Origin of the sequence: Amycolatopsis rifamycinica, from assembly GCF_000695625.1 — a bacterium.
In the GTDB taxonomy this organism is placed as follows: Bacteria; Actinomycetota; Actinomycetes; order Mycobacteriales; family Pseudonocardiaceae; genus Amycolatopsis; species Amycolatopsis rifamycinica.
In genome coordinates this window covers 20,638-44,020 of sequence record NZ_JMQI01000043.1, presented here as the reverse complement: position 1 = coordinate 44,020, position 23,383 = coordinate 20,638, and the positions used below count along the sequence as shown (strand labels likewise).

Sequence of the window (23,383 nt, the reverse complement as noted above, 5' to 3'; positions counted from 1 at the left end):
CGGATTCCGCCATCCGCGCGGTGTCCGCTCACCGCGAACAGTCCGCAAGCTGAGAGTGCCCCACCCGATTGGCGCAGCCTCCCGAGCCCTGTAAGGTTAGGCACGCCTAATCCGTACCGGCGCTTCGAGGAGGGCCGCGTTTGAGCCAGCAGCGGTCCTTCCGCGACGCACGCGAGGTCGGCGACGGCCTCGCGTCGTCGTTGCGGCGGGTCTCCGGCCGTCAGGACCGCAGCGAGCTGCGCCGTGACGTCCCGGCGGGCTGGATCCGCTGTTCGGAGCTACTGGAGACGCCCGGGTACTTCGACGAGTGGCGCGGCCTCCTCGGCGACTGGCTGCTGCGCGAGCACGACGCGACCCCGGCCCGCACGACGGCCAGCTGGGTGATGACGTGGTACCTGCACGTCCCGGCGTACGTCGGCGCGCTGCTGTGGCACCACGAGCGCCGGGTGCCGTCGCTGAAGCCGTCGGAGCTGGCGTTCCGCCTGGCCGACGACCGCCCGCACCCGGACGGCATGGCCGTATTGGGTGACGCGTTCCACTGCCTCCCGACCGACCCGGGGTCGGCCCGCCCGGAGGCCACGGTGGTCCGCGACGAGCGCGCGCTGGCGGCGGTCCTGCGGGCGCGTTACCTGGCTCACGCGGCCCAGTTCGTGCGGGCGTACGAGCCGTTGAGCAGGCTGGGCCGCCGGACCCTGTGGGCGGCGGCGACGGACGCGCTGGAGAACTCGCTGTGGTGGGCGGGCCGGCAGGGCGGGACACCGGAGGCCGAGGGCGCGGGCGTGGCGGACGCGGCCCTCGTGCTGGACGAGCGGTACCCGCCCCTGACGTCGGCGTCGACGTTGCGCCTGGCGGAGGGGCCGGAGGGGCACCGGGAGTGGACGCGGCGGCGGGAGAGCTGCTGCTTCTCGTACCTGCTGCCGTCGGCCGACGAGTGCGACGGCTGCCCCCGCACCTGCCCGCGCTGACTCAAGCGCCCTATGTGGCCTTGGTCGCGTTGAACGCGCCGAAGGCCACCCTGGGGCGCAACGGTCAGGGCATCCAGGCCGGGTCCCGCCCGGTGGCGCCCAGCGCCCGATCCAGCGGCGACGCGCCGGCAGCCACCGCCACCGCCGGCCCGTACACCCCCATCGCCCGCGCCTGGTCGCCCATCGCCACCGCGGACTCGTACACCGCCGTCGCCGCTTCGGGCGCGTAGGCGCACGACTGGCCGCTCGCCCGGGCCAGGTCCCAGCCGTGCAGGACGAACTCGCCCAGGACCATCGCCCCCACCACGGCGGCCGGCATCGGGGCCGCGCCCAGCGCGGTCACGCCCGTCCACGCCGACGGCGTCCCGAACACCTCCACCAGCGTCTCCGTCTGCTTCTCCAGGTCCGCACGCCAGCCTTCGGCCACCAGCCCCGCCTCCGCCTCACCGTCGGCCGGCGCCGGCGGGTCCTCGCGCCGTCCCGCGGCGATCAGCCACGGGCCCCAGTACAAGAGGTGGTTCAGCAGCCCGCGGACGTCGTACTCCGCGCACGGCGTCGGAGCGGTCAGGTCACGGACCGCGACGGCGATCCGGAGGAACTCGGCCGCGGCGGGGCGCAGCAACGAAGCAGTCATGCCGGTGATCCAAACCCCGGGCCGGCGGGACGTCTTGAACGAACGCGACAGCTACCGTGAGCCGGTGACGCACCGGATCCCGCGCGGCATCGTGGCCGAGGCCACCGCGCGCACGGTGTTCACGCTGACCCGGCACCCGCCCGCACCGGAACTCGCCGATTTCGTCGAATACCACTGGATCCTGCGGTGGGACCGGCGCGGCAAACCCCCGTACGAGCAGCGCGTGCTGCCGAACCTCTCGGTCCACGTCACGTTCTTCCCCGGCGCCTCCGGCGTCCACGGCCCGGCCCACGACGTCTTTTCCCACCGCCTGACCGGGCGCGTCCAGGGCTTGGGCGTGCGATTCCGGCCGGGCACGTTCCGCGCGTTCCTCGGCGGCCCGGTACGTGACATCGCCGACCGGGCCGTCCCACTCGCGGACGTATTCGGAGCGGCGGCGGTGGCGGCCGCGGAATCGGTGCGGACAGCCGACGGCGATGCGCAAATGGTCGGTGCGATCGACAACTTGCTGATGGCAAATCCCGTGGGGCTGTCCCCGGCCGCCCAGGTCGCCGCGGAGGCGGTGGAATCAATCGCGCGGGATCCGGAAATTACCCGCGTCGCGCGACTGTGCGCGGATACTGGACTAACCACCCGCTCCATCCAGCGGTTGTTCGCCGAACACGTCGGTGTCGCGCCCAAGTGGGCGATCCGGATATACCGCCTCAATGACGCAGCGCAGCGGATCGTCACAGAAGGAGATCTTGATTACGCCGGTCTGGCGGTTCGACTGGGCTATAGCGACCAGTCGCACTTCATCCGCGATTTCCGGACCGTGACGGGCCAGTCGCCTGCCGAGTACGCCCGAACAGCCAGGGCCGCCGAACGGTAACCGGACAACGATCGGACATGAAGAAAGCCGCCGGGCGGAATTCGCCCGGCGGCCCACTGAAACCCCGCGTCGACGAGATTGGCCACGCCACCACCGGCGCCGGCGGATAACCGCTGGTCAGCGACCCGCGACCGGCCCGCTCGACGGCGGCGTGAACAATCTTCAGTTCTTCTTGTGGTAGGCCTCGACGACCTCGGAGGGGATGCGGCCGCGGTCGGAAACCGCGTAACCGTTCTTGCGCGCCCACGACCGGATGGCCTGGTTCTGCTCGCGGTCGACGGCGGCCGGACGAGCCGAACCCTTACCCGCGACCGGGCGAACCGAGGCACGCTTGCGACCGCCCGCACGACGCGCGTGCTCGACATACTGCGCGAGCGCGTCCCGCAGCTCCTCGGCGTTTTCCGAGGAGAGATCGATCTGGTAGCTGACGCCGTCCAAACCGAACTCGACGGTCTCTTCCGCCTCACTGCCGTCGAGGTCGTCGACCAGCGAGACGAGCACCTTCTGTGCCATCCGATTCCTCCTGCGGGGCTTACTCAATGATCTGGTACGGGGCAAGCCCCGGACAGAAGTCTTTGTCTAAGACATTAGTACCCGCTTCCGGAGTGCAACGCAAATCTCATATGGATAACCAGCGGCTATCCTCACACTGCCGGGTTATTCGGGGCGTACGAGCGGGAAGAGGATCGTCTCCCGGATACCGAGGCCGGTCAGCGCCATGAGGAGCCGGTCGATCCCCATTCCGACACCACCGCTCGGCGGCATTCCGTACTCGAGGGCACGGAGGAAATCCTCGTCGAGCCGCATGGCTTCGCTATCGCCCTGCGCCGCCAGCAGCGACTGTTCGGTGAGGCGTTCCCGTTCGACGACCGGATCGACCAGCTCCGAGTATCCGGTGGCGAGTTCGAATCCGCGCACGTAGAGGTCCCACTTCTCGGCCACGCCGGGCCGCGAGCGGTGCTGCCTCGTCAATGGCGACGTCTCCAGCGGAAAATCACGGACAAACGTCGGTGCGTGCAGGTGATCTCCGACGAGGTGTTCCCACAGTTCCTCGACGAGCTTGCCGTGCCCGAGCTTCGGATCCACTTCCAGGCCCCTGGCCTGCGCGAATCCGAGCAGTTTGGCGGCGGGCGTCTCCGGCGTCACCTCTTCGCCGAGGGAATCGGACAACGACTCGTACATTCCGAGCGTGGTCCATTCGCCGGACAGGTCGTACTCCGAACCGTCCGGCAGCGTGACGACCAGCGTGTCCAGCACCGACTGCGCGGCCTCCTGGATCAGCTGGCGCGTCATCACCGCGTTCGTGTCGTAGGTGGCGTACGCCTCGTAGTACTCGAGCATCGCGAACTCCGGCGAGTGCGAGGAGTCGCTGCCCTCGTTCCGGAAGTTGCGGTTGATCTCGAAGACCTTCTCGATGCCGCCGACGACGCAGCGCTTGAGGTAGAGCTCCGGCGCGATCCGCAGGAAAAGCTCCATGTCGAACGCGTTGGAATGCGTGACGAAGGGGCGGGCCGCGGCGCCGCCGTGCAGCGTCTGCAGCATCGGGGTTTCGACCTCGGTGAACCCGCGCCGGTGGAACGACTCCCGCAGCGACCGGACCACGCCGGCGCGCGTGCGCACGACGTCCCGCGCGCGCGGGCGCATGATGAGGTCGACGTAGCGCTGGCGGATCCGGGTCTCCTCGGCCAGCTCCTTGTGCGCGGTCGGCAGCGGGCGCAGCGCCTTCGACGTGATGCGCCAGGCGTCGGCCATCACCGAAAGCTCACCGCGCTTGGACGTGATGACCTCGCCCTGCACGAACACGTGGTCGCCGAGGTCGACGTCGGACTTCCACGCCGCCAGCGCGTCCTCGCCGACCTTCGCCAGGCTGATCATGGCCTGCAGCTCGGTGCCGTCGCCCTCGCGGAGACTCGCGAAGCACAGCTTGCCCGTATTGCGCAGGAACATCACCCGGCCGGTGATGCCGACCTGCTCGCCCGTGGCGGTGTCGGCGGGCAGCCCGGAATGCGCGGCGCGCACCTCGGCGAGCGAGTGCGTCCGGGGTACCTCCACCGGGTAGGGATCGATACCCTCCGCGAGGATCCGGTCGCGCTTCTCCCGGCGCACCCGCATCTGCTCGGGCAGTTCGTCTTCGGCGGGCTCGCTGGTGGAAGCGGGGTTTTCGGTCATGGCCATAGGGTACGAACCCGGCCGAGCGCTACGCCAACCGGATTACCTTTACCTTTCCCTCCATTAGCGTGGGCGAGGTGAGTGATCCCAGCCGCGCTCAACGCGCCTCTTCCTTCGGCAGCCGCGCCGCCGAGTACGCCCGGCACCGGCCCGATTACCCGCGGGAGGCGATCGAGTGGGGGCTTTCCGGAGCGAGCGGAACACCGCGCCGGGTGCTCGATCTGGGCGCCGGAACGGGCAAGCTCACCCTCGGTCTCGGCGCCCTCGGGCTCGACGTCACCGCGGTCGAACCCGACCCGGAAATGCGCGCGGAACTCGAGCGGGCAATGCCGTCGGTGACGTCGCTGGCGGGGCGGGCGGAACGGATCCCGCTGCCCGACGCCGCCGTCGACGCCGTTTTCGTCGGCCAGGCGTTCCACTGGTTCGACGTACCCGTGGCGATGACGGAGATCGGCCGGGTGCTGCGCCCGGGCGGCGTGTGCGTGCCGATGTGGAACTACGAAGACGAATCGGTGCCGTGGATCGCCGAGTTCACCGCGCTGGGCCGCGACGGCGCTCGCCGCCCGACGAGCACCGAAGACGTGCGCGAGGTGACGCACCCGGCGTTCGAGCCGTTCGAAAGCGGCCGGTTCCGCCATGGGCAACGGCGTACCGCGGACAGCCTGCTGGAAACGATCGCCACCTATTCGAAGGTGATCGTGTCGGCACCCGGGGAGTCGGCCGCCCTGCTGGGCCGGCTCCGCCGGTTCCTGGCGGAGAACCCGGCCACGGCGAACGGCGAGTTCGACCTGCCGCTGGTCACCACGGCGTTGCGCGCGCGACGGCGGCCTTGACCTCGATCGAGGTGGAGGTTCGATACTGCGGTGATGCGCAGGAAATCGCTGGGACGGGCCCTGATCTCACTCACCTCGCTCGTGACGGCAATCGGCCCGTACAAGGCCGACTGGAACGAGACGCACGTGCACAACCCGCAGTGGCCACCGCACGCCAAATTCCACAACGGCCAGACGATGAGCCTGGGGCTCGCGCTCGGCGCGACGAGCCTGTGGCAGCTCTGGCGGCGGCCGACCCGGGCGGGGCTCGACGCGGGGGCCGTCCTGGCGTCGCTGTACTGGGTGACGCAGATTTCGGCACTGGCCTACCCGGGGTCCCGCGCGGTGGACCCGCCGGGGACCGACCGGTTCCCGCAGGCGAAGATCGCCTTCCCGGCGCTGGCCGTGACCGCCCTGGGGTACGTGCTGGAGCGCCGGCGTCTGGCCCGCGGCTGAGGACTTCCGGATCACCCCGGGCGGCGTTGCCCGCACCGGACGCCGCACCGGGTGCGCCGGCTCAGGGCCGGATGTTGCGCTCGTAGGCCAGCCGCAGGCCGAGCAGCGTCAGCTCCGGGACGTGGTCGGTGATCGTCTCCGACTCGCCCAGCACCAGCGGCGCCAGGCCGCCCGTCGCCAGCACCGCCACCGGTTCCGTGCCGCCCGGGGACAGCTCGCGCACGATCCGGCGCACCAGGCCGTCCACCTGGCCCGCGAAGCCGTACAGGATCCCGGACTGCAGGCACTCCACCGTGTTCTTGCCGATCACCGACCGCGGCGGGACCAGTTCGACCTTCCGCAGCGCCGCCGCGCGCAACGCCAGCGCGTCCACCGAAATCTCGATCCCGGGGGCGAACGCGCCGCCCAGGAACTCGCCGCGGGCAGAGATCGCGTCCACGTTGGTCGACGTGCCGAAATCGACCACCACGCACGCCGTGCTGTGGAGGTGGTGCGCGGCCAGCGTGTTGACCAGCCGGTCCGCGCCCACCTCCTTCGGGTTGTCCACCAGCAGCGCCACGCCCGTGCGCACGCCCGGCTCGACCACGATCTTCGGGACCCGCGCGTAGTACCGGCTGAGCATCACGCGCAGTTCGCGCAGCACCGCCGGCACCGTCGACAACGCACTGATCCCGGTGACCGCGTCCGCGTGCGGGCCCAGCAGGCCGCGCACCGTCAACGCCAGCTCGTCGGCCGTCATGCGCGCGTCCGTGCGCATGCGCCAGTCGCCGACCAGGTCGGACCCGGACCACAGGCCCAGGACGATGTTCGTGTTGCCGACGTCGACGGTGAGCAGCAAGCGGGTCAGCTTTCCGCGTGCAGCAACGCGTCGAGGCGGCGGGCGTCCGCCGTCTCGGCGACCGGGAAGATCGCCGTCTCCTCGTCCGGCGGCAGCGTCACCGTGCCGGACAGCAGCCCGGACCCCTCCGGCGCGTGACCGGGGTCGGCGTGCCGGTGGACGATCCGGTTGTCCGCGTCGACAAACACCACGCGCGGCTGGTACGTCGCCGCTTCGGCGTCGTCCATCTGGCCGTACGAGATGAGGATGACCAGATCCCCCGGGTGCACCAGGTGGGCCGCGGCACCGTTGATGCCGAGCACCCCGCTGCCGCGTTCGCCCTTGATGACGTAGGTCTCCAGCCGCGCTCCGTTGGTGACGTCCACAATGGACACCTGTTCCCCCGGCAGCAGGTCCGCGGCCTCCATCAGGTCCTCGTCGACCGTCACCGAACCGACGTAGTGCAGGTCGGCCTGGGTCACGGTGACCCGGTGGATCTTCGACTTGAGCATCGTGCGGTACATCGTGGACTCCTATTCCCCTGCGTCCCGCTCCGGGTGCGCCGGATGATCTACCGACTTGCCGAGCAGCACCGGAACGTTGTCGATCAGCCGGGTACTCCCCACCCGGGCCGCGATCAACAGTCGTGCTTCACCGTCGACGGGCGCGGGCCCGAGGTCGGTTCCCCGCAACTCCAGGTAATCCACCTCGACCGCGGGCCGCGCGGCGAGGGTCTTCCACGCGGTCTCGAGGACCGCGTCCGCACCGTCCCGGCCGACGAACGCCCCCGCGGTGAGGGCGGCCGACAGGACGATGGCGTCTTCGCGCTGCTCAGGCGTGAGGTAGACGTTGCGTGAGGACAACGCGAGCCCGTCACGCTCCCGCACGGTCGGCACGCCGATGACATGCGTGTCGATGTTCAGGTCGCGCACCATCCGCTTGATCAGCACCAGCTGCTGGTAGTCCTTTTCGCCGAAGAAGGCGTAGTCCGGACGGAGCAGGTTGAACAGTTTCGCCACGACGGTGAGCACGCCGGCGAAGTGACCGGGCCGCGCCGCGCCTTCCAGCTCGTCGCCGAGCGGGCCCGGGTGCACGGTCACCACGGCACCTTCGGCGTAGAGGGCGTCCGCGCTGGGCGTGAAGGCGATTTCGACGCCGTCCTCGCGCAGGATGTCGAGGTCGGCCTCCAGCGGCCGCGGGTACGCCTCGAAGTCTTCGCCCGCGCCGAACTGCAGCGGGTTCACGAAGATGGAGGTCGCCACGACGGCGTTCGGCAGCCGCTTCGCGCGGCGGATCAGCTCGCGGTGCCCGGCGTGCAGCGCGCCCATGGTCGGCACGAGCGCCAGCTTGCGGCCGACGCCGTGCAGCGCCCGGCTCACCTGGCTCGCGTGGCCGGGCGACGCGAACGTGTTCAGGGTGCCGCGGCTGAATTTCGGTGTGGTCACTGGTCTGGGTGCCCTTCGGCGGGATCGTCGAGGAGTTCGGTGAGGTCTTTGGCGGCCGCGGTGTCCAGCAGCCCGGCAGCCGACGAACGCGCCACCGTGCGCTTGGCCAGCGCGCGGTAGGCCGGCGCCACGTCCGGCGCCTTGTCCGCCAGCACCGCGAGGTGCTTGCGGACGGTGCCGAGATCGCCACGCGCGACCGGGCCGGTGAGGGCGCGGTCGCCGTGTCGCAGCACATTATCCAATGCCGCCGAGAGCAGTGGCGCCACCAGGCGTTCGGATTGCCCGATTCCGGCCTGGCGCAACAGGTCCGCGCAGTCGGCGACCAGCGCCATCAGGTGGTTTGCCCCGTGGGCCAACGCAGCGTGGTAGAGCGCTCGCGCGGAGTCGGGAATCCGCACCGGCTCGGCCCCCATCTCGACGGCGAGCGCTTCGCCGACGTGCCACGCCGCTTCGTCGTCCTCGGCCGCCGTGACGCCGATGCTGCACGCCGCCAGCCGCTCGAGGTCCTCCTCGCGGCCGGTGAACGTCATCACCGGGTGCAGGGCGAGCGGCAAGGCCCCGGCTTCGGCCGCGGGGGCCAGGACGTCGATGCCGTGCGCGCCGGAGGTGTGCACGACGATCTGGCCGGGCCGCAGCGACTCGGTGGCGACGAGCCCGCGGACCATCCCGGCGAGCGCGTCGTCGGGCAGGGCGAGCAGCACGAGGTCCGCCCGGCGGACGGTTTCGTCGGGCGGCAGGAGTGGCACGTCGCGCAGGAGGCGCTCGGCGCGGGCCAGCGACGAAGCGGACAGTCCGGACGCGGCGACCACCGTGTGCCCCGCCCGGGCCAGCGCGGCGCCGAGCACGCTGCCCACCCGGCCGGCGGAAACGACGCCGACCGCGAGGCGGGCGGGCCTCATCATGGCGTGCGCCTGTGGACGCTCATGGCTGGCAGACTCCCTCTGCTCTCGTTCCAGTCCCGCTCCGGGTACCGGACGACGGCGCGAGACTAACTCGGGCGAGCACACGCCGTTGAGCCCGGGTGACCAGCTTCACCCGGACCGGTTCACCCGCGGGCGGCCTCGTCGGCCAGGCGCGTGGCCTCGGCGCGGGCGGCCTTCAGCGTGCGCAGCAGCTCCTGCTGGCGCTCCCGGTCGGTGTCGCTGGTGAGCGGGTGCCGGTCGAGGAACGCGAGCTCCGTCACGCTCGCCTGGTACACGGCGACGGCCCGCGCGGCCTCCTTGCCGGACTGCCGTTTCGCCTGGCGGCGCCAGGCCCGCCGGCCGGGCAGGCTGGCCAGCAGATCGACCTCCGACGGCGCGATCCACCGGGCCGCGGCCATGTGCGGCAGGGCGGCGGCGATGATCCGCTGTTCCCGTTTCCGCTGCAGGACGACCAGGTAGACGACGCCGAAGAAGAGCGGAAGCATGATCAGGAAGTAGACGGTGAGGAACTTCGAGCCGCCGAGCAGCGCGGCGCTGTTCCAGAGCGCGTGCAGGCAGACGGCGGCGAGGTACCCGGCGACCGGCGCGATGATCTTGAGCGCCTTGGCGGCCGTCCGCGCGGCGATGCCGATCCCGATGCCGGTGAGCACGGCGAACAGCGGGTGCGTGAAGGGAGCGAGCACGCCACGCAGGAAGAAGGCGGTGATGACGCCCTGGCTGTGCCCGTCCCCGAAGCCGTAGTCGGCGAAGGCGCGCCCGAAGTAGTAGATGTTCTCGGTGAAGGCGAACCCGGCGGCGCTGAACCCGGCGTAGACGACCCCGTCGACGACGCCGTCGAACTCGCTGGACCGCCGCCAGAGGATGAGCACGACGAACAGGGCCTTCGCGGCCTCCTCGACAACGGGCGCGGAGACGAGCGCGGCGAGCGTGTTGCCACTGCCGGTCCCGAGCAGTTCTTCCCCGACGGCCTCGGCGGTGGTGTTGATCAGCAGCGCGGTGATGGTCGCGATGCAGGCACCCCAGGCGAAGGCGAGCAGCAGGAACTTGGCGGGTTCGGGCTCCCACCGGTCGACCCAGAGGAACCCGGCGACAACGCCGGCCACGGGCACGAGCGCGGCGAGCACACCGATGGTGACGGCGAGGGGCCCGACCCGCGCGGTGGCGAGCCCGAACAGGAACAGGCCGCACAGGGCCACCACGATCAGCCCGAGCACCGGCAGCAGCACGGTGACCCGGCGGGGCCGCCGTCCGCGCTCAAGTCCCGTCGCGGGCGAGAGGGTTCCGCTCACAGCGGGTCACCCTACGCAGGCAGGAGAGGAAGGGAAACGCCACCTGGCACAGACGGCGGGGGTCCGGCCTGCCACGCACGCACACCGCCGCCGCCGCGAAGGGCCCCAATGTGGTCTTCGTGCGTTGAGCGCACCCAATGGGGCCTTCGGTGCGCTCAACGCTCGCGAAGTCGCCTTTCGGGGCGCCTAACGCACCCGAAGCCGCCTGCCGCGCGCCCAACGCACGCAAAGTCGCCTTCGGTGCGTTAGACGCACCCAAGGCCGCCTTGGGGCCCTTGTCCGGACCGCGCGAGGGTGCTCCCGCCGTGGGCGGCGCATCCGTCGAGCGGGCAGCGCGCGAACCGCGAGCCCAACGCACCCAAGGCCGCCTTGGGGCCCTTGTCCGAACCGCGCGAGAGCGCCCCTGCCGTGGGCGGCGCAACCGTCGAGCAGGCAGCGCGCGAACCGAGCGGCCGGGCTCAGTCCTCCGCGCGCCGCCGGCGGCGAGGCGTTGCTCCGGTGCCGCCGTTGGCGGCCAGGAGTTCGCTCACCGAACGGCCTGCCGCGTGGGAACCGCTGCCCGGGGCCGGCTCGGGGGCCGCGCGGCGGCCGTTGCGGGCTCCGTTGTGGCCGTTGCCGTTCTGCTCGACGTCGGCCGGGTCCACCGGGGCCATTCCGCGGCGGGACATCGAAGCCCGCTCCGCCACCATGCCTTCCCAGGCCGGGGGCTCGCCGTCCGGGCGACGGCGGCGGCCGCTGCCCGGTGGCTCCGGTGCGGCCGGGACCACCGGCATCTGCTGCGAGTCCTCCGGCTTGCGGCGGCGGCCGCCGGACCGGCCCTGGAAGTTGCGGACCGAGTCCGGCAACGTCGGGTTCACCGCCGGTGCCTCGGCCTTGGCGGCCTCCGCCGGCGCGCGGTGCGAACCACCGTGGCGGGACGGCGGCTCCTCCAGGATCGGCGACATGTCCGCCCGCGAGAACTGCTCCAGCCGCGACGGGCGGCGGCCGTCGGCGGCCGGGACCGGCGTCGTCGGCGGCACCACCGGGGGCAGGTCCGTGCGCGACGGCTGCCGCGGCTTGCTCGGCACCGGGGTCGTCGGGGGGACGACCGGCGGGATGTCGGTGCGGGACGCCGCGGCGTCCCGCGGCATCGGCGGCTTCGGCTCGGGCGGCTTCGGCCGGTTCGGGCGCTGCCGCTCGGCGAAGTCGTCGCGGTTCTGGAAGGCCGCGCTCAGGTCCTTGACCGGCCGGATGTCCGACCGCGACATCTCCGACGGCTTCGGCGGCGGCACGCTGGCCGCCGGCCGCCCCGGCACCGGCCGCGGCGGCTCGGGCGCCTTCCGGGGCGGCACGCCGTTCGGCTGGCCGCCGACGCGCGGGATGTCCGGACGCGACATCTCGACGCGCGGGATATCGGGCCGCGACATCTCCACCCGCGGAATATCCGGACGCGACATTTCGACCCGCGGGATGTCCGGACGCGACATCTCCACCCGGGGGATGTCCGGCCGGGACATCTCCACGCGCGGAATGTCCGAACGCGACGCCTCACCACGCGGGACGTTCGGCCGCGGCGCCTCGGGCCGCGGCCGATCCGGACGCGGCGCTTCGACGCGCGGAAGGTCCGGCCGCGACATCTCCACCCGGGGGATATCCGGCCGCGACATCTCCACCCGCGGAATATCGGGCCGCGACATCTCCACCCGCGGAATGTCCGAACGCGACACCTCGGCGGGCCGGAGGTCCGACCGCGACATCTCGGCGCGGCGCGCGGGCGGCGGCTCGGGACGCCGGATCTCCGTCTTGGGCTCCGGCGGGCGGCGGATCTCGGTCTTCGGCTCCGGCGGACGCCGGATCTCGGTCTTGGGGTCGGCGGCCCGCGGGACGTCCCGGCGGGTCGGCTCGGCGGCGGCCTCCGGACGACGCTCGGGCTGCTTCGCGACTTCGTCCGGCTTCGGCAGCCGCATCGGCTGCGACTCGGCCTGGCGGCGCGCCGCCTCGGCCCGCAGCTCGGCGGCCTTCAGCTCGCGCTGCGCCGCGTTCAGCGCCGGGTCCACCGGCGGCACCGGCGGACGGCGCTCGCTCAGCGGCTTCGGCCGGGCCATCTGCTGGGTGCTCTGCACGGAGACGTTCGCCGGGGTCTTCGGGACCGGCTTGCCGCCGAAGCCCTTGCCGCCCTTGCCGAGTCCGCCCTTGCCGTTCGCGGGCTTGCCGTTCGACGCCTTGCGGCGGCGTTCGTCGAGGACGCGGTCGATCAGCTCGGTCGGCCGCTCGCCGCCCTCGGCCACCGGCTTCTTGCCGGCCAGCAGCTGGGCGGGCTTCTTCTTCGGCGGACCGTCGGTCACCATGCGGTTCTCGTCGGACACCTTGCGCATCCGGGTCGCCTGCGCGGTCAGCGCGACGCGCTCGAGCAGCACCTCGCCGCCGAACAGCGACTGGAGGCTGTCGCGCAGCGCGGACACTTCGGCGCGCAGGGCCTCCAGCTCCTCGCGGCCCTTGGAGTCGGCGGCGGTGCGGTTCTCCGCCTCCATCTCCAGCTCGTATTCGCGCCGGGCCGCGATCTCGCGTTCCAGCTCCAGTTCGTACACAGCCTGCGCCTCGGCGACCGCGTCCTCGCTCTGTGCCGCGTGCTTGCGGTACTTCACGGCGAGAAAAGCGCCGATCAGGGCGGCCCAGAGGGCCGCGACGATCCCGAGCCGGAGATAGCGGAGATCGTCGCTGAGCACCAGTGCGAGAGTGGCTCCGATGGCGAGGACAAAGCCGACAACGAGCCACGGCCTGCCCAAGAGGCGGCCGCGCGAGTCGTCACCCACGCCGGTCATGACTGACACCGTACCTGCTCGTAATCCGAACGAGACCTACTCGGTCCAGCGAGCGGTGGGATTCCAGCGCTAACCGGTCGTCCCGCGGGTGCGCTCACGATCGTGGTCGCGGGGGGTCCGGCAGCAGTGTTCGAGCCACAAACCCGCTGCTACCAGGGCCGCGGCGGACACCGTGCCGACCGCCGCGGCGCGCGTGTCGAGCACCGCGGCGACGAGTTCGTCACGTCGGGGAAAAAGATAGGCGAGCGCCGCGAGCCAGGCACCGGCCATGAACGCTCCGGCGAGTGACGAAGCCTTGGCCAAGGCCACCGATCGGGCTACCCCGATCGCGCCAACGATCCGGCCGTTCTTGATGCGCGACCGGATCGAGAAGGCCAGCACGACCTCGATCACGGCGAGCACGGCGAAGGTGACGCCGGCGAGCAGGGGCAGCTGCGGCAGCGAACCGTAGGCGGCCTGGAAGAGCAGGTAGCCGAGGCCGAGGCCGAGCAACCCGGCGATCACCAGGTCACGGGGCCGGGTGAAGTGCATGCCTCAACCGTACCGTGCAGTAACTCTCCGGGCCGGGAGCTTCGCCACCCGCATCCCCCGAAGTACGGTTGACTCTCCACCGACTGGAGAGTTCATCATGCGTCTTGTGGGCACCACCGCGACCTTCACCATCGGCGAGCTGTCCCGGCGGACCGGCCTGCCGGTCAAGACCATCCGCTTCTACTCGGACGAAGGCCTCGTGCCGCCGACCGAGCGGACGGACGCCGGCTACCGCCTCTACGACGCGGCGGCGATGGCCCGCCTGGAGCTGGTCCGCACGCTGCGGGAGCTGGGGCTCGGCCTGGCCGACGTCTCCGCCGCCCTGACCCAGTCGGCCAGCGTCGGCGAGCTGGCGATCCGGCACGTCGAGGCGCTCGACGAGCAGATCCGGCGGCTGCGGCTGCGCCGGGCGGTGCTGCGCGCGGTGGCCAAACGTGATTCCGAACTGGAGGAAGTGAACCTGATGAACCGTCTCGCGTCGATGTCCGACGAGGAGCGCAAGCGGCTGGTCGACGAGTTCTGGGACGAAATGGTCGCCGGGCTCGACGTCGACCAGGAGTTCTACCGCCGGATGCGCGCCGGCAAGCCGGAGCTGCCCGACGACCCGTCGCCGGAGCAGCTCGAGGCCTGGATCGAGTTCGCCGAGCTGGTCCAGGACCCGGAGTTCCGGGCCCTGATCCGCCGCATGAGCGAAACCCAGGCCAAGCAGATCGAGGACGGCGAGTTCCAGCAACCGACGGAGGCCTGGCAGCAGAACTGGCCGGTCTGGGTATCGCGCGCGGAAGCGGCGGTGGCGGCGGGCGAATCGCCCACGTCCGAGACGGGGCAAACGCTTGCGGCCGACCTGGCGGCGGCCTGCGCCCGCGAGGACCAGGACCCGGCGTCGCCGGAGTTCCGGGCGGAGCTGGCCGACCGGTTCGCCATGAGCGGCGACCCGCGGGCCGAGCGCTACTGGCAGCTGCTGGCGACGATCAACGGCTGGCCGCCGGTCCCGACGGCCCAGCCCGCGGTGCGCTTCATGATCGACGCCCTCCGCGGCTGACCGCACCGCCACAACCGCTCGGCGACAGGGCTGGAACAGCCCGTAACGAAGGAAGCCGATCCACCGATGTGAATCGGTTTCAGTGCAACCGCGATCCGGAGTGGCGCCTCCAGGTCACTTTCACGTGAAAGTGCCCCTGGGGAAGTGCAGTTCGAGGTCCGTCCGGCGGACCGTCGCCACCTCGTCCGCCGGACGGGCCTTCAGCAGCCCGGCGATCGGGCCGTGGCCCGGCAGCACCGCGTCCGGCTCGATCTCCACCCACGGCACCAGCACGCTGGCGCGATCCGGTGTGCCCGGGTGCGGCAGCAGCAGTTCCGGGTCCTCCGATGTCACGCCGTCCACCGTGACGACGTCGACGTCCAGGGTCCGCGGGCCCCAGCGCAGCTCGCGGACCCGGCCCGCGGCCTGCTCGGCCGCCTGCCCGGTGCGCAGCCACGCCCAGTGGTCGCGCGCCGGGTCGTCGACCACGCAGACCGCGTTGAGGAAGTCCGGCTGGTCCTCGACACCCCACGCCTTGGTCTCGTACACGCTCGACACCGCGACCAGCGCCGGCCGGACCCCGTCCAGCGCCAGCTGCAGGAACCCCAGCCGGTCGCCCAGGTTGGAGCCGAGCGACAGGACCGCCCGGCTCACCGGTCGCGCCGGACCGTGACGGCCACGTCGTCGAACGTCAGCGGGATCGGCGCCGACGGCTTGTGCACGGTCACCTCGACCGCGCCCAGGCGCTCGTCGCGCATGACCTCGTCGGCGATCTTGCCCGCGACGCTCTCGATCAGGTCGTACGGCTCGCCCGCGACGATCCCCGCCGCCAGCTCGGCCAGCTCGCCGTAGTGCAGCGTCTTGGTCAGGTCGTCGGACGCGGCGGCCGGCCCGAGGTCCAGCCACACCGTGATGTCGACGACGAACTCCTGGCCGTCCCGCTTCTCGTGCTCGAACACGCCGTGGCGCCCGAACACGCGCAGGCCGGTCAGCGTGATCCGGTCAGCCATCCGTCCTCCAAGCGGCGGCCACCGCGACCGCGTCCAGTGAAGCCCCGACCTCGTGCACCCGCACGCCCCACGCCCCGGCCGCCGCGGCGAGCGCGGAGATCGCGGCGGTGGCGTCCTCCCGGCCGTCCGGCGGCCGCGGGGTCCCGTCCTTTTCGGAGAGCAGACGGCCGAGGAACCGTTTGCGCGAGGCGCCCACGAGCACCGGGAAACCGAGCGAAAGCAACGAGTCCAGCCCGCGCAGCAACGCCCAGTCGTGCTCGGCGTTCTTCGCGAACCCGAGCCCGGGGTCCAGCACGATGGCGCTGCCGTCCACACCGGCCGCGAGCGCCGCGTCCACCCGGGACAGCAGCTCGCCCCGCACGTCGGCCACGACGTCCCCGTACTCGGCGAGCGCCTGCATGTCCTTGCTGTGCCCGCGCCAGTGCATCAGCACCCACGGCACACCGGCCTCGGCGGCGACGCGCGCCATGTCCGGATCGGCCAGTCCGCCGGAGACGTCGTTGACGATGTGCGCCCCGGCTTCGAGCGCCGCGGCGGCAACGGCCGCCCGCGTGGTGTCCACCGACAGCGCCACCCCTTCGGCGGCCAGCGTCTTGATCACCGGCAGGACGCGCCGCAACTCCGTCTCGGCGTCCACCCGCGACGCTCCCGGCCGCGTCGACTCGCCCCCGACGTCGATCAGGTCGGCCCCGCGTGCCCACATCTCGCGGCCGTGCTCCAGCGCCTGGTCGAGCCCGAGGTAGCGGCCACCGTCCGAAAAGGAATCGGGCGTCACGTTCAGCACGCCCATCACCACGCACCGGCCGGGCGCGGGAAGCCCTGCGTTCACCGGCGGGCCTTGATGAGGTCGAGCGCCTCCGCCCGCGACGACGGCGACGTCTTCAGCTGCCCGCGGACGGCCGAGGTGGTGGTGCGGGCCCCGGGCTTGCGGATGCCCCGCATGGCCATGCAGAGGTGCTCGGCCTCGATGACGACGATCACGCCCCGGGGTTCGAGCTTGCGGACCAGTGCGTCGGCGACCTGGGAGGTCAGGCGCTCCTGAACCTGGGGGCGCTTGGCGTAGAGGTCGACGAGCCGGGCGAGCTTGGACAGCCCGGTGACTTTCCCGTGGGCGTTCGGGATGTACCCGACGTGCGCGACGCCGTGGAACGGCACCAGGTGGTGTTCACACTGGCTGAACATCGGGATGTCCGTGACCAGCACCAGCTCTTCGTGGGACTCGTCGAACGTCTTGTCCAGCACCGAGTCCGGCTCGGTGTACAGGCCCGCGAACATCTCGCGGTACGCGCGGGCGACCCGGGCGGGGGTCTCCTTGAGACCGTCCCGCTCCGGGTCTTCGCCGCACGCCAGCAGGAGCTCGCGGATCGCCTTCTCCGCCCGGTCGTGGTCGAAGACCGGGCGGTCGGCGTCACTGGGGCTTTTCAGGTCCATCCACGTCACGTCGTTCTCCCTCGCTCTGCTGGTTGCCGGCTTGGTCGGCGAACCAGCCGTGCTCACGAGGGCGTTCGTCGCTTCCGGGCCGCCACGACTGGCCCGGCTGACCGCCCGGCGAGGTCGCGGGCGTCCAGCCCGGAGGGGCACCGTAGTTCGGCGGGCCGCTCTGGCCCGCCGGCCCGCCCGGCTGGCCGCCGTAGGTCTGCGGCCAGTGCGCCGTGCCGTTGGCGCCGCCGTTCGGGCCGCCGTAGGGACGGCCGCCGTTCGGGTAGGCCCCCGGCTGCGGCGGGGCGTACGGGTTCGCGTTGGGGTCGACCGGCGACGGCGACGGGTACGGCGGACCGCCCGGCAGGTCGCCCGCGCCCGGGGCGGTGCCGACCGGGGTCGGCTCCGGCTTCAGGACCGGCTTCTCCTTCTCCGGCGGCGGCCACGGCTCGCCGCGCTCCATCGCCAGCTCGCCCGGGGTCTTGATCGGCGGCTTGTCCGACGGCGTCCGCTCACCGAACTCGTTGAACACGGTGATGTGCGGGCGCTTCTCGACCGTCGCGAAGATCCGCTCGAGGTCCTTGCGGGTCAGCGTCTCCTTCTCCAGGAGCTCGATGACCAGCTCGTCGAGCACGTCGCGGTAGGTGTTGAGCACGTGCCACGCCTCGGTGTGCGCCGTCTCGATGAGCTTGCGCACCTCCTCGTCGATCTCGTGCGCCACCTCGAGCGAGTAGTCCGCCTGCCGCCCGGCCGACCGGCCGAGGAACGGGTCGCCCTGCTCCTGGCCGTACTTGACCGCGCCGAGGCGGGCGCTCATGCCGTACTCGGTGACCATCGCGCGGGCGATCTTCGTCGCCTGCTCGATGTCGGACGAGGCGCCGGTGGTGGGCTCGTGGAAGACGAGCTCCTCCGCCGTGCGGCCACCCATCGCGAAGACCAGCCGCCCGATCATCTCAGAGCGGGTCATCAGGTCCTTGTCGTCCTCGGGGACGAGCAGCGCGTGCCCGCCCGTGCGGCCGCGCGGGAGGATGGTCAGCTTGTAGACCGGCTCGATGTCCGGCATCGCCCACGCGGCGAGCGCGTGCCCGCCCTCGTGGTAGGCCGTGATCTTCTTCTCCTTCTCGGAGATGATCCGGCTCTTGCGCGCCGGGCCGCCGACGACGCGGTCGACCGACTCCTCCAGCGCCGCGTCGGTGATCACGTGCCCGTTCTGGCGGGCGGTGAGCAGCGCGGCCTCGTTGAGCACGTTCGCCAGGTCGGCGCCCGACATGCCGACGGTCCGCTTGGCCAGGCTGGTCAGGTCGGTGCCCTGGGCGATCGGCTTGCCCTTGGCGTGCACCTCGAGGATCGCCTTGCGGCCGCGCAGGTCGGGCGCGGACACCGGGATCTGCCGGTCGAACCGGCCGGGGCGCAGCAGCGCCGGGTCGAGGATGTCGGGCCGGTTCGTCGCCGCGATCAGGATGATGCCGCCGCGGGCGTCGAAGCCGTCCATCTCGACGAGCAGCTGGTTCAGGGTCTGCTCGCGCTCGTCGTGCCCGCCGCCGAGGCCGGCACCGCGCTGGCGGCCGACCGCGTCGATCTCGTCGACGAAGATGATGCACGGCGCGTTCTGCTTGGCCTGTTCGAACAGGTCACGCACCCGCGACGCACCGACACCGACGAACATCTCGACGAAGTCCGAGCCGGAGATCGTGTAGAACGGCACGCCCGCCTCGCCGGCGACCGCCCGCGCCAGCAGCGTCTTACCGGTGCCCGGAGGCCCGTAGAGCAGCACGCCCTTCGGGATCTTCGCGCCGAGCGCCTGGTAGCGCGCCGGGTTCTGCAGGAAGTCCTTGATCTCGTACAGCTCTTCGACGGCCTCGTCGGCGCCCGCGACGTCCCCGAAGGTCGTCTTGGGCATGTCCTTGTTCAGCTGCTTGGCCTTGGACTTGCCGAAGTTGAGGACGCGGTTGCCGCCGCCCTGCGCGTTGTTCATCATCCACATCAGCAGGCCCAGGACGAGGGCGAGCGGGATGGCGAAGATGAGGATCTGCGTCAGCACGCCCTGCTGGGTCACCTTGGTGGTGAACTTGATGGGCTGGCCGCCCGCCTTCGCCGCGATCAACGAGTCGTAGATCGGGCGGGTGGCGTCCGCCGGGTACTGCGAAATGATCTGGGTGACCTGCTGCCCGTCGACGTCGACCGGCTTCGAGAGGAGCAGCTTGAGCTGCTGTTCCTTGTCCTCGAGGCTGGCTTCCTTGACGTTGTTCGAGGTGATCTGGGAGTTCGCCACCGAGATGGGTGCCTGGGTGTACCCACGATCACTGTCGAAGATCGTGTTGTACGCGAACAACGCCAGCAACCCCGCGACGATCCACAGCAGTGGGTTCCTGAGCACGCTCTTCCGGTTCATACGACTCGGCCCTGGTGGCCTCGACCCTCCCTGGTTGGGCGGCTCCTGTGATACCCGCCATCACGATCTTGACAACCCGTGGTGCCTGGACACCTGCCCATCAGGGTACCGTCCGCTGCCGCGTTCATCCCCGATGAGCCTCTCGCAGGTCAACGGGCGATACCGCGCTCAGGTTCCCGGCGGGTGTCCGCGCCGGTCACGCTATCGCGTGCCGTCCGACACACTGCTCACCATCTCGCCCAGCCGGGTGCGCAGCGTGGCCGGATCCGCCGGGGCCACGGTGACCCACTCGCGGCCGTCCGTACCCGCGCGGGAGAGGCTCAGGTAGCGGCCGGTCGCGGTGTCGAACCAGGCCAGCACGCGGGACCGCTGCTTGGCCCCGACCTGCGAACGGCTGTTCGCGGCCAGCTGTCCGCCGCGCAGCCGGGGCTGCCCGGCGATGCGGCCGTAGGCCTCGCGCGGGTCGGCCGTGAGCCGTTCGCTCAGCGGTGTCCGGCGCCCCTTGCCGCGGCGTTTGTCTTCTTCCTCACCCCGCGCCGACGGCAGCGGCACGGGCACCCGGATCGGCGGGGTGCGCAGGGCGTCGTCGAGCGGGAGTGTGACCGACGCCTCGCTGCCGCGCGGCCCGGTGGGCAGCACGCCGACGACGGCCGAGACCAGGCCGTCCGGCGGGACGTCCCGCAGCCAGATCCCGTCCGCGTCCTGGACCGCGAGCACGCCCTTCGTCTCGTCGGCCGCCGCGAGGACGCCGACCGTCGGGGCTTCGAACTGCGGGATGTGCAGGGCGTCGATCGTCAGCGGGGCGAAGGCCATCAGGTGCAGCGCGTCCTCGATCGGCGGCGCGAGCCTGCCGCGCGGGTCGCGGATGCCGCGGGCCTTCAGTTCGACGTCGGTGCGGTGACGCAGGGAGACGCGCTCGTCTTCGGTCGCGCCGTGCGACCGGACGATCAGCGGGTACGGCAGCTCCCCGACCCGCGCCGACTCCCACAGGAAGTCGAACGCCAGTGGCGAGAAGAACTCTTGCATCATCACTCTCCCGGATCGGACTCTCGCCCAGCGTAGCTCCCGGCACCGACAAAACCGGAGGGTTCCGGTGGCGAGCTGGGCACGTCCGGAGATCCGGGGTTCAGACCGCGCTGGTCGTCGCGGCGCCGGCGAGCATCTCGCCGAGGCGGTGGCGCAACGTGGCGGCGTCGGCGGGCGCGATGGTGATCCAGTCCCGGCCGTCGCGGCCGGGGGTGGCCTGGGTGAGGTAGCGCCCGGTTTCGGTGTCGAACCAGCTCAGGACCGGCGTGCGGGTGCGCCCGCCCATCCGGTTGCGGGCGTTGGCGCCGATCTGGCCGCCGCGCAGCCGGGGCTGGGCCTGCAGCCGGGCCAGCGCCTTGCGGTCCTCTTCGGCCGACGAGCGCTCGTCGCGCTGCGGGAAGCCGCCGCCGGTCAGCTGCTCCAGCGGCACCGTGATCGACTTTTCGCTGCCGCGCGGGGCACCCGGCAGCAGCGACACGATCGCGCCGGCGAGCCCGTCGGGCGGGCACGGCTGCAGGTGCAGGCCGCGCGTGTCCTGCACGGCCAGCAGACCCTGGCCGCCCAGCACGCCGGCGATCGCGAGCAGCGGTTCGGCGTCCGGGGCGATCAGCTGGACGGCGTCCAGGCTCAGTTCGGGGCTCGCCAGCACGCCGAAGTAGTCCTCGACGTGCGGCTCGGGCCGGCCGCGGCCGTCGGCGAGCCCACGCGCGGTGAGCCCCTCCAGCGTGCGGCGGCGCAGCATCGCCCGCTCGTCGACGGTCGCCCCGTGCGAGCGGATGCGCAGCGGGTACGGCAGCTCGCCCAGCCCGGCGGACTCCCACAGGAAGTCCACCTCGGCCGGGGTGAGCAGCTCAGCGTTCGGCATCGAGCCACCCCCCAAGAGAAAACCGGGCCGGGCACACTTCGGCGTGCCCGGCCCGAACGGATCAGCGGTCTTCGTCGTCCCCGGACCACGCGCCGATGACCGGCGGCGGGGTCGCCTGGTTCGCGCCGAAGGCCTCGTCCGGGTCCGCCTCGATGAGGAAGGACGCGTGCGTGTGCTCCTCGTCCTGCTCGCCCTGGGCACCCTGCGGGGCCATGCCGCCCATGCCCGGGCTCATCGGCGGCGGGGTCTGCCCGCCGATGGTGCCCGCGGACGAGACGAGGCCCTGCTGCGGCTGCTGGGCCGAAGCCGCGCTCTGGCCCTGGCCTTCGGCCGACGCCAGTGACGTGTCGTTCTGGGACTTCGCCCCGGACTTGCTGCCCGCGCCCAGCGCCCGCGACGCCAGCGCGCCGAGGCCGCCGGCCACGCCGCCGAGGCCGAGCCCCATGCCGACCTTGCCGAGCGGGTTGCCGCCGCCGGAGTGCCCGCCGCCCGGGGCCACGCTGCCGCTGCCGGTGCCGGCGCCCGCGCCGGTGACCGAGCCGCCGGCGCCGTCGCTGCCGAGCGTGGCCGCGTCCTGGCCGAAGACCGCGCCCGAGACGCCGCCGTGGCCGCCGTTCGGGCCGACGCCCGCGTGCTGCGCGCCGAACGCGCCGCCGTGGCCGCCGAAGCCCGAGCCGCCGGAGGCGAAGACCGCGCCGCCCGCACCGGACAGACCGTCCACCGGACCGGTGCTGCCGACGCTGTTCACCGCGTTGAACGAGACGGAGTTGTGCGACGCCGTCGGCTGCATGCCGAGCGACTCCGGGCCGAAGCTCGGGGTCGAGTTGTCGACCTCCTTCATCGCCTGGGTGTAGGCGTTGAAGAACGCGACCTGCTGTGCCTTGACGTCGTTCGCCGCGTCCGCCTGGGCCTTCTGATCGGCGATCATCGCCGCCGGACCGCCGGCCAGCGCGGCCGCCATGGCCTGCTTGGGGTCGAAGTCCCTCGGGGCGGGCATCTTCTTGACCTCGGCGGCCGCCGCGGCCTGCTTGGCGAGCCGGTCGGACATCGTGTGCGCGGCGTCGGAGGCCTGCGAACCGGAGTTCGCGATGGCCACCAGCGCGCCCTGCGCACCCGCGGCGCCCCGGCCGACCCACGCGTTGCCCAGCTCGGAGATCGCGTTGTAGAGGTGGTCGGAGGCCTGCTTCAGCTCGGCGCCGTGGTGCGCCCAGACCTGCCCGGTCGCCTCGGCCGTGCCGGGGTCGTTGTTGTTGACCGCGCCGGCGTAAAGCTGCTGGCTTTCCTGCGCGTTCCAGTTCGGCGGGTTGGCGATCGCCCGGTCGCTGCCCATGTCGAAGCCGCCGGCGCTGCCGCGGGCGTTGTCGACGATGTTCTGCGACGCCGAGTTGTCGCCGAGCGGGACCAGCGAGCCCGGGTCGTTCGCCGACGGCTGGTCGGTGTGGTTCGGAGCCATGACTACGAGTTCCCCTCTGGGCTCAGGCGTTACGGAACGGGTCGGCCGCGGCCTGGTCCATCTCGTGGTAGCGGGCCATCGCCGTGACGATGCCCTCTTCGGCGGCGGAGTACTGGTCGAGCAGGTTCTGCAGCGCGGCGGCGTAGGAGTCGCCCCCGCCGTCCGCGCGCTGCACGAACTTCGCGGCCATCGCGTTGCCGACCGGGTTGTCCCCGAGCTTCGGCGGCTGGGCGAGCGTGCCCGCGCCGGCGAGCAGGCTCTCGACCGCGTCCTTGCCGGTGCGGATCTTGTTCAGCACGGCCTGCGCGGCGTCGGGGTCGATCCCGACCTGACCCGCCGCGGCCGCGGCCTTGAAGGCGTTCGCGTCGGCGCTGCTGTTCGCCATCTGCACTCTCTCCCGTTCCCCCGACCCGGTTCACCGCGGGCACGATTGGTCTTCGCATAGGTTAACGCACGTGATCAGAGCCTATGACGCAATCGGCGA

At 71.9% G+C, this 23,383-nt stretch carries 24 protein-coding genes; 5 read left to right on the top strand and 19 right to left on the bottom strand.

The window, feature by feature from the left end; genetic code table 11:
• Nucleotides 1-140 precede the first annotated feature (140 nt).
• Nucleotides 141-965: a (2Fe-2S)-binding protein gene (locus tag DV20_RS19885; protein ID WP_043782404.1), complete on the top strand. Its 825-nt coding sequence runs from the start codon at nucleotides 141-143 to the stop codon at nucleotides 963-965.
• Nucleotides 966-1,029: 64 nt separating this feature from the next.
• On the opposite strand, the gene DV20_RS19880 is transcribed toward DV20_RS19885, so the two are convergent.
• Nucleotides 1,030-1,599 carry a TIGR03086 family metal-binding protein gene (locus DV20_RS19880; protein WP_043782401.1) on the bottom strand — a complete coding sequence of 190 codons (570 nt, stop codon included), beginning with the start codon at nucleotides 1,597-1,599 and terminating at the stop codon, nucleotides 1,030-1,032.
• A 34-nt stretch (nucleotides 1,600-1,633) separates the two neighbouring features.
• Between DV20_RS19880 and DV20_RS19875 the strand changes: the two genes are divergently transcribed.
• The gene (locus tag DV20_RS19875) at nucleotides 1,634-2,470 is read left to right on the top strand and encodes an AraC family transcriptional regulator (protein ID WP_043782749.1); all 837 of its coding nucleotides are present in this window, start codon (nucleotides 1,634-1,636) and stop codon (nucleotides 2,468-2,470) included.
• A 162-nt stretch (nucleotides 2,471-2,632) separates the two neighbouring features.
• Here DV20_RS19875 and DV20_RS19870 read toward each other — a convergent pair whose 3' ends face one another.
• Entirely contained in the window at nucleotides 2,633-2,983 is a 351-nt protein-coding gene (locus DV20_RS19870; protein WP_020641935.1) for a histone-like nucleoid-structuring protein Lsr2, read from the bottom strand.
• A 144-nt stretch (nucleotides 2,984-3,127) separates the two neighbouring features.
• Complete coding sequence (gene lysS, locus DV20_RS19865; protein ID WP_043782747.1) at nucleotides 3,128-4,639, bottom strand: lysine--tRNA ligase; 1,512 nt, start codon at nucleotides 4,637-4,639, stop codon at nucleotides 3,128-3,130.
• Nucleotides 4,640-4,716: 77 nt separating this feature from the next.
• On the opposite strand from lysS, the gene DV20_RS19860 reads away from it, so the two are divergent.
• Both DV20_RS19860 and DV20_RS19855 read left to right on the top strand, forming a co-directional pair.
• Complete coding sequence (locus DV20_RS19860) at nucleotides 4,717-5,472, top strand: class I SAM-dependent methyltransferase (RefSeq protein WP_084093581.1); 756 nt, start codon at nucleotides 4,717-4,719, stop codon at nucleotides 5,470-5,472.
• Nucleotides 5,473-5,505: 33 nt separating this feature from the next.
• Nucleotides 5,506-5,907, top strand: coding sequence for a DUF6640 family protein (locus DV20_RS19855; RefSeq protein ID WP_043782396.1), 402 nt, complete (start codon nucleotides 5,506-5,508; stop codon nucleotides 5,905-5,907).
• Between the two features lie 61 nt (nucleotides 5,908-5,968).
• On the opposite strand, the gene DV20_RS19850 is transcribed toward DV20_RS19855, so the two are convergent.
• From DV20_RS19850 to DV20_RS19820, 7 genes are all read right to left on the bottom strand, one after another.
• Nucleotides 5,969-6,745, bottom strand: coding sequence for a type III pantothenate kinase (locus DV20_RS19850; protein WP_043782395.1), 777 nt, complete (start codon nucleotides 6,743-6,745; stop codon nucleotides 5,969-5,971).
• A gap of 5 nt (nucleotides 6,746-6,750) precedes the next feature.
• The gene (panD, locus tag DV20_RS19845) at nucleotides 6,751-7,248 is read right to left on the bottom strand and encodes an aspartate 1-decarboxylase (RefSeq protein ID WP_043782393.1); all 498 of its coding nucleotides are present in this window, start codon (nucleotides 7,246-7,248) and stop codon (nucleotides 6,751-6,753) included.
• Between the two features lie 9 nt (nucleotides 7,249-7,257).
• The gene (gene panC / locus DV20_RS19840) at nucleotides 7,258-8,169 is read right to left on the bottom strand and encodes a pantoate--beta-alanine ligase (protein ID WP_043782391.1); all 912 of its coding nucleotides are present in this window, start codon (nucleotides 8,167-8,169) and stop codon (nucleotides 7,258-7,260) included.
• Nucleotides 8,166-9,125 (bottom strand): Rossmann-like and DUF2520 domain-containing protein, encoded by a 960-nt coding sequence (locus DV20_RS19835; protein WP_407638346.1) that lies wholly within the window; start codon nucleotides 9,123-9,125, stop codon nucleotides 8,166-8,168. Before DV20_RS19835 ends, panC begins: the two co-directional genes overlap by 4 nt.
• Nucleotides 9,126-9,214: 89 nt before the next feature.
• Nucleotides 9,215-10,318: a PrsW family intramembrane metalloprotease gene (locus tag DV20_RS19830; RefSeq protein ID WP_043782385.1), complete on the bottom strand. Its 1,104-nt coding sequence runs from the start codon at nucleotides 10,316-10,318 to the stop codon at nucleotides 9,215-9,217.
• Nucleotides 10,319-10,839: 521 nt separating this feature from the next.
• Nucleotides 10,840-13,182 (bottom strand): DUF6779 domain-containing protein, encoded by a 2,343-nt coding sequence (locus DV20_RS19825; protein WP_043782384.1) that lies wholly within the window; start codon nucleotides 13,180-13,182, stop codon nucleotides 10,840-10,842.
• A 69-nt stretch (nucleotides 13,183-13,251) separates the two neighbouring features.
• Complete coding sequence (locus DV20_RS19820) at nucleotides 13,252-13,713, bottom strand: DUF3180 domain-containing protein (protein WP_043782383.1); 462 nt, start codon at nucleotides 13,711-13,713, stop codon at nucleotides 13,252-13,254.
• Nucleotides 13,714-13,819: 106 nt separating this feature from the next.
• Between DV20_RS19820 and DV20_RS19815 the strand changes: the two genes are divergently transcribed.
• Nucleotides 13,820-14,755, top strand: coding sequence for a MerR family transcriptional regulator (locus DV20_RS19815; protein ID WP_043782380.1), 936 nt, complete (start codon nucleotides 13,820-13,822; stop codon nucleotides 14,753-14,755).
• Nucleotides 14,756-14,875: 120 nt separating this feature from the next.
• On the opposite strand, the gene folK is transcribed toward DV20_RS19815, so the two are convergent.
• From folK to DV20_RS19770, 9 genes are all read right to left on the bottom strand, one after another.
• On the bottom strand, nucleotides 14,876-15,388 hold the full coding sequence (gene folK, locus DV20_RS19810) for a 2-amino-4-hydroxy-6-hydroxymethyldihydropteridine diphosphokinase (RefSeq protein WP_043782378.1): 513 nt from the start codon (nucleotides 15,386-15,388) through the stop codon (nucleotides 14,876-14,878).
• Nucleotides 15,385-15,744 carry a dihydroneopterin aldolase gene (gene folB, locus DV20_RS19805; RefSeq protein WP_043782376.1) on the bottom strand — a complete coding sequence of 120 codons (360 nt, stop codon included), beginning with the start codon at nucleotides 15,742-15,744 and terminating at the stop codon, nucleotides 15,385-15,387. The genes folK and folB overlap by 4 nt, the downstream gene beginning before the upstream one ends.
• A complete protein-coding gene (folP, locus tag DV20_RS19800) occupies nucleotides 15,737-16,534 on the bottom strand; it encodes a dihydropteroate synthase (RefSeq protein ID WP_051736053.1) in 798 nt (265 codons plus the stop codon). Before folP ends, folB begins: the two co-directional genes overlap by 8 nt.
• A gap of 35 nt (nucleotides 16,535-16,569) precedes the next feature.
• Complete coding sequence (folE, locus tag DV20_RS19795) at nucleotides 16,570-17,175, bottom strand: GTP cyclohydrolase I FolE (protein WP_043782372.1); 606 nt, start codon at nucleotides 17,173-17,175, stop codon at nucleotides 16,570-16,572.
• Nucleotides 17,153-19,555 carry an ATP-dependent zinc metalloprotease FtsH gene (gene ftsH / locus DV20_RS19790; protein ID WP_043782371.1) on the bottom strand — a complete coding sequence of 801 codons (2,403 nt, stop codon included), beginning with the start codon at nucleotides 19,553-19,555 and terminating at the stop codon, nucleotides 17,153-17,155. Before ftsH ends, folE begins: the two co-directional genes overlap by 23 nt.
• A 201-nt stretch (nucleotides 19,556-19,756) precedes the next feature.
• Nucleotides 19,757-20,584, bottom strand: coding sequence for an ESX secretion-associated protein EspG (locus DV20_RS19785; protein ID WP_043782370.1), 828 nt, complete (start codon nucleotides 20,582-20,584; stop codon nucleotides 19,757-19,759).
• Nucleotides 20,585-20,681: 97 nt separating this feature from the next.
• Entirely contained in the window at nucleotides 20,682-21,446 is a 765-nt protein-coding gene (locus tag DV20_RS19780) for an ESX secretion-associated protein EspG (protein WP_043782369.1), read from the bottom strand.
• 61 nt (nucleotides 21,447-21,507) lie between these two features.
• Complete coding sequence (locus DV20_RS19775; RefSeq protein ID WP_043782368.1) at nucleotides 21,508-22,899, bottom strand: hypothetical protein; 1,392 nt, start codon at nucleotides 22,897-22,899, stop codon at nucleotides 21,508-21,510.
• Nucleotides 22,900-22,921: 22 nt separating this feature from the next.
• A complete protein-coding gene (locus tag DV20_RS19770; RefSeq protein WP_043782367.1) occupies nucleotides 22,922-23,284 on the bottom strand; it encodes a hypothetical protein in 363 nt (120 codons plus the stop codon).
• Nucleotides 23,285-23,383: the final 99 nt, after the last annotated feature.